Consider the following 5,791-nt stretch of genomic DNA (forward strand, 5'->3'; position numbering starts at 1 on the left):
GTTTTCGGAGGGGTTAAAGTCGGCCGCATGACCAAGAAGTTTGAATACGCGACCGTGCCGCTGCTCGTCCACGCCACGAAGCAGATCCTGGACACCGGCCGCGCTGCTGCCCACCCCGGGCGGACTCGGTTCGCTCGACGCCGCGCTCGCGTTCGCCCTCACCGCCGGCGGGGCGCCCGCCGCGGCCGCGGCTTCGGCGGTGCTCGGCTACCGGCTGCTGACGGTGTGGCTGCCGCTGCTGCCGGGCCTGGCCGTGCTCGCCGTCCTGATCCGCCGCAGGGCGCTGTGAGCACAACGGCGTTTCCCGTCCCGCGAGTTCTGGTAGGACTGCGGGTGTCGGCTTTCTGGTCGAGGACGAGGGGGAGCGCTCGTGACGCTGAACGAGAACGGTGGCCGGTTGCGCGCGGAGTTCTTCACCCCGGGCTCCTCGTCGTTCACCGAGTTCCTGGCCGCGCACCGACCGGAACTGCTGAGCACCCGCAGCCCCCTTCCGCCGGGCGTGCGGGCCGCGCCCGACCTCGCGCCGCACGGCACGACCGTGCTGGCCCTCTCCTACCGCGACGGCGTCCTCATCGCCGGCGACCGCCGGGCCACCATGGGCAACCTCATCGCCCAGCGCGACCTGGAGAAGGTGCACCCGGCCGACGAGTACACCGCGGTCGCCTTCGCCGGATCCGTGGGGCTCGCCCTGGACATGGTCAAGCTCTACCAGGTCGAGTTGACGCACTTCGAGAAGATCGAGGGCGTCGGCATGAGCCTCGACGGCAAGGCGCGGCGCCTGGCCGGCATGATCCGCCAGAACCTCGGCCAGGCCATGCAGGGCCTCGCCGTCGTCCCGCTGCTCACCGGCTACGACCCCGCCGCGCCCGAGGGCGAGCGGGGCCGCATCTTCAGCTTCGACGTGGCCGGCGGCCTCTACGAGAAGCGGGACTTCCATGCCGAGGGCTCGGGATCGCCGTACGCCCGAGGGGCCCTGAAGAAGCTGTTCCACCGGGGGATGGACCGGCGCGGGGCCGCCCTGGCCGCGCTCCACGCGCTCTACGACGCGGCCGACGACGACTCGGCCACCGGCGGGCCGGACATCAACCGGCGGATCTTCCCGATCGTCTCGGTCATCACCGAGGACGGCTTCGACCGGCTCTCCGAGCCGGAGACCGAGGAGCTCAGCCGGGAGATGGTCGAACAGCGCCGTACCCGGCCCGACGGGCCCACCGCGCGCCCCTGACCGGCCGTTTTCCCGAGTCGTGGGGAAGACCTGTCACGGGCTTTACTGCACATGACTTGCAGGTACCGGAGGATGGCACAAGGCTGCTGATCGCGGCCGTACCCCTGAAGAAGGATCCTCCGCCCGATGACGGTCGCCCCTGACTCCGCTCCGCCTCTCCTCCCCGCCACCGCCCCCGCGAGGGGCTCGGTCTGGCGCCGCGTCCAAGGCTCCATGACGCGGCAGGAGTGGATCAGGGCGGGCGGCATGGCCGCGGTCGTGGTGGCCCTGCACGTGATCGGCTGGGTCACCCTGGTGGTGATCGTCGCCCCGCACCACTACAGCGTCGGCGAGAAGTCCTTCGGTATCGGGATCGGCGTGACCGCGTACACGCTCGGGATGCGGCACGCCTTCGACGCCGACCACATCGCGGCGATCGACAACACCACCCGCAAGCTGATGGGGGAGGGGCAGCGGCCGCTGTCGGTCGGGTTCTGGTTCTCGCTCGGCCACTCCAGCGTCGTCTTCGTGCTGGCGCTGCTGCTGTCGCTCGGGGTGAAGACCCTCGCGGGTCCGGTGCGCGACGACGACTCCCACCTTCACGACGTGACGGGTTTGATCGGTACGACGGTCTCGGGGACGTTCCTCTACCTGATCGCCGCGGTCAATCTCGTCGTCCTGGCCGGGATCTGGAAGGTGTTCCGGCGGATGCGCTCCGGTGGCTACGACGAGGCGGCGCTGGAGGAGCAGCTGAACAACCGGGGCTTCATGAACCGGCTGTTGGGCCGCGTCATGAAGTCGATCACCAAGTCGTGGCAGATGTATCCGCTGGGCCTGCTGTTCGGCCTGGGCTTCGACACGGCGACGGAGATCGCGCTCCTCGTCCTCGCCGGTTCGGGCGCGGCGTCGGGCCTGCCCTGGTACGCGATCCTGTGCCTGCCCGTCCTCTTCGCCGCCGGCATGTCCCTCCTGGACACCATCGACGGCTCCTTCATGAACTTCGCCTACGGCTGGGCCTTCTCCAAGCCGGTCCGCAAGGTCTACTACAACCTCACGGTCACCGGCCTCTCGGTGGCGGTGGCCCTCCTGATCGGCACGGTCGAACTCCTCGGCCTGCTCGCGCAGAGGCTCGACCTCCACGGCCCGTTCTGGGACTGGATAGCCAGCCTCGACCTCAACCTCCTCGGCTTCGTCATCGTCGGCCTCTTCATCGCCACCTGGATCGTGGCCCTCCTGGTGTGGAAGTACGCCCGCATCGAGGAGAAGTGGACGGCAGGACTGGCGGACTCCCAGTCCTGACGCCGCCGTTCAGGTTCGTACTCTGAACTCCCTGCGCCACTTGGTGAATTGTTGGTCCGGGTCGCCGGTGTAGGACCACGGGGTGCGGGTGGCTCGGCGGTCGAGCATGCGGAGGAGGGGGACGGCGACCTCGGCGAGGCCCGCCAAGGAGGCCGCGTGGGTCAGGTAGTTGAGGTCGCGGAGTTCGCCGGGGACGACCGTGTGGTCGCTGCGGCCCATGATCCAGCGCTGCCAGGTACGCCGTACGTCGCTGACCGCGCCGTCGTGCTTCCAGTGCTGTCCGAGCCCCGCCCGCGTCGCCCGGTCCTCGCTCTCGTCCACCGCCCGGTACTCCTCGACCCGCGCGTACTGCACCAGCACCGGCAGCGCGCTGCCCGGCGGCGCCACCCCCGCCGCGTCGCGGGCGAAGTCGTACATCAGGCCGTGCGAGCCGTGCCAGCGCGCCGAGTAGTAGTGCAGGACCTGGAGGTGCCCCTCCACGCTGTACGGGTCGCGCCCGTGCAACTCGTCCCACCAGCGCCCCAGTTCCTGCCGCCGCACCCCGGCCGGGTACAGCCGAGCCACCGAGATCAGGGAGATCCACGGCGTCGGATCGTCCATGAACGCCTCCGACGCCTGGAGGCACGCCATCACCGCGGCGTCGATACGGCGCTGGTCGATCGCCACCCCCCGGCCCGCGGAGATGGCCAGGTTGAACGCCCTGGCCGTCTCCGTCGCCGCGCGCAGCACCAGCGCGTCCCCGTTGTTCGGCTCCGCGGCCAGCCACGACTCCACCGTCGAACTGCCCGCGCAGGCCTGGGCGAGCGTCCGCACCCGGTGCCCGCGGGCCAGCCAGTCGGGGCCGGTGGCCCGCAACAGTTCGCGCAGCCCCTGCCAGCGTCCGATGACGATGTCCTGGCGGGCGGTGGTGAGCGCGACGTCCCCGCAGTCGGGGTCGAATTCGGGGGCGAATCGGTCTCTCGCCATCGCTGAACCCCTCAGAAGTCGGTGGGGAGACCCTCGTGGACCAGGGAGGGCCCGGCCGCCCCCTCGGGGACGTAGTCCGCCTCGACCGTACGGCTGGCGTCCAGTCGCGCGGGCCGGTAGTAGTCGCTGCCCTGCTTCCAGTACCAGAGCATCGGCACCAGCCCCACGGCCAGTCCGCCCACCCCGATCGAGATCGCCGCCGTGCTCAGTTCGCCCAGCGACTCCACGAACACCCAGAACATGAACAGCGCGCCCAGCAGCGGCCACAGCCCGCCCAGCAGGAAGTCGGTCGGGGACTTCAGCAGCATCTTGCGGTACGCGACGACCACCGCGAGACCGGTCAGGCCGTAGTAGACGGCGATCTGGAGGCCGATCGCGGAGATCGCGTCGGAGAGGATGTCGCCCACCGAACCGAGGGAGTTGGAGGCGATGAACATCATCAGCGCCACCCCGCCGACCACCACGATCGCCACCCACGGGGTGTTCCACCGGCGGTGCACCTTGCCCAGCGCGGACGGCATCGTGCGGTCCCGGCCCATCGCGAACAGCGAGCGCGTGACCTGGATGAGCGTGGTCTCCAGGGTGGCGATGGTCGACAGCATCACCGCGACGATCAGCAGCTTGCCGCCCCAGCCCGGCCACACCTCCTCACCCAGCACGGCGAGGACGTTGGCGTCGTTGTCCTCGATCTGCTTCGAGGTGAGGATGACGTTCACCGCGATGGTGAAGACCTCGAAGAGCAGGAAGACGATGCCCACGCCGATGAGGCCCGCGAGTCCCGTCGTACGGCGGCTGTTGCGGGTCTCCTCGCTGAGGTTGCTGGTGACGTCCCAGCCCCAGTAGTAGAACGCGGCGATCAGCGCGCCGGAGGCGAAGCCCTGCATACCGTCGAAGTGGCTGAAGCCGAGCCAGGACCAGTCGAAGGCACGGGCGTGCCCGGTGTGGAAGAGGGCGAGCACCGCGAACAGCGCCAGGATCGCCAACTCCACACCGGACATGATCAGTTGGGCCCGCACGGTGAGCCGGGCGCCGCCGAGCACCACCAGCAGCATCAGAACGAACCAGGCCGCCCCCACGACCGTCGACAGCGCGGTGTTGTCGGCGAGGCCCTCGTCGAAGAGGGCCAGCGTCATGGATCCGGCAGGCAGCGAACCGGCCACCATGAAGATGGTCGCCGAGATGACCAGCGCCCAGCCGCTCACGAAACCGAGAAAGGGGTGGAGCGTGCGCCCCACCCAGGAGTAACTGGCGCCCGCGTTCACGTCGATACGGCTGAGGTAGCTGAAGGCGAGGGCGATCCCCAGCATGGGTATCGCGCAGTACAGCAGGGCCGCCGGACTCGCCAGGCCCACCGTCCCGACCAGCACCGCGGTGGTCGCGGCGATCGAGTACGCCGGCGCGCTGCCCGCGACGGCCATCACCACGGTGTCGAACGTGCCGAGGGCGTTGGCCTGAAGTCCTCTGCCCCTGTTGTTGCTCATGGTTGCGCTGCTTTCCGTGTCGCACGACGCACGGACGACCAGAGCCCGCACGGCGCAAGAGGGGGGTGGCTCCACCTCGGACCGGAGAGGGATGGCCTCGGCCAGGGGCGGTGTGACGAAGAGGGAAGAAAGGGGTGACAGACCGCACGACCGCTGCGTCGGCGGGCGATCACTCCGTGTGTGCGAGTGATGATAGCCCTATTCCTTTACCCTTCAAGATTGACCGGGGGGTAATGTTCCGAATCGGTGAATGCCTTGCTCTCACAGACTTTTGAGGTTGGAGAGCGCGTACGGGGAAACGCGGATCAGGACCGTGCAGAACCACACGTGCGAGGGAGGCAGCCCATGGCCGGCGAACCGATGGCCGACGACGCCTACCAGCCCACCGGGACCAACGAGGAGCAGGAGGACGCGAGCCCGCTCGACCTCCAGGACGCCCTCGACGAGCGGACCTACGACGACGTCCTCGACGAGGGCTACTCACCACCCGAGAAGCCCCTCGGCGTCACCCGGCACGGCACCACGGCCGCCGAGCAGCACGAGGGCGAGACCCTCGACGAACGGCTCGCCCAGGAGGCCCCGGAGCAGGCGCCGCCCGCCGACGCCGACCGCGCCGGACGTCTCGTCGCCCCCGACGAGGGCGCCCACTCCGACACCACGAAGGAGGAGGTCGCCACCGACGTGGGCATCGACGCGGGCGCCGCCGGCGCCGAGGAGGCAGCGGTGCACGTGATCGACGAACCGGACTAGGGCGTTTCTGATGGCTCTTGGACGGTGTCTCGGAGCCAGATGACGATCGCTGCCGCGGTCAGGGTGCCGTTGAAGATGTAGTCGCGTTTGT

The 5,791-nt window shown here is 69.6% G+C and carries 5 protein-coding genes and 1 pseudogene; 4 read left to right on the top strand and 2 right to left on the bottom strand.

Annotated features, from left to right (window positions below; translation table 11 throughout):
- Positions 1-97: 97 nt before the first annotated feature.
- The 3 genes and pseudogenes from ABZ896_RS51870 to ABZ896_RS51880 all read left to right on the top strand — a co-directional run.
- Positions 98-289: pseudogene (locus ABZ896_RS51870) on the top strand (lysylphosphatidylglycerol synthase domain-containing protein); the annotation flags it as partial.
- A gap of 81 nt (positions 290-370) precedes the next feature.
- On the top strand, positions 371-1,225 hold the full coding sequence (prcB, locus tag ABZ896_RS51875) for a proteasome subunit beta (protein ID WP_360946249.1): 855 nt from the start codon (positions 371-373) through the stop codon (positions 1,223-1,225).
- A gap of 126 nt (positions 1,226-1,351) precedes the next feature.
- Positions 1,352-2,503 (top strand): HoxN/HupN/NixA family nickel/cobalt transporter, encoded by a 1,152-nt coding sequence (locus ABZ896_RS51880; protein WP_360946252.1) that lies wholly within the window; start codon positions 1,352-1,354, stop codon positions 2,501-2,503.
- 9 nt (positions 2,504-2,512) lie between these two features.
- Here the strand turns inward: ABZ896_RS51880 and ABZ896_RS51885 are convergent, their stop codons facing one another.
- Complete coding sequence (locus ABZ896_RS51885; RefSeq protein WP_360946255.1) at positions 2,513-3,469, bottom strand: hypothetical protein; 957 nt, start codon at positions 3,467-3,469, stop codon at positions 2,513-2,515.
- Positions 3,470-3,480: 11 nt separating this feature from the next.
- A complete protein-coding gene (locus ABZ896_RS51890; RefSeq protein WP_360946258.1) occupies positions 3,481-4,950 on the bottom strand; it encodes an APC family permease in 1,470 nt (489 codons plus the stop codon).
- A gap of 345 nt (positions 4,951-5,295) precedes the next feature.
- Between ABZ896_RS51890 and ABZ896_RS51895 the strand changes: the two genes are divergently transcribed.
- On the top strand, positions 5,296-5,700 hold the full coding sequence (locus ABZ896_RS51895; RefSeq protein WP_360946261.1) for a DUF5709 domain-containing protein: 405 nt from the start codon (positions 5,296-5,298) through the stop codon (positions 5,698-5,700).
- Positions 5,701-5,791 lie beyond the last annotated feature (91 nt).

It is taken from the genome of Streptomyces sp. NPDC047072, assembly GCF_040643855.1.
Classification (GTDB): domain Bacteria; phylum Actinomycetota; class Actinomycetes; order Streptomycetales; family Streptomycetaceae; genus Streptomyces.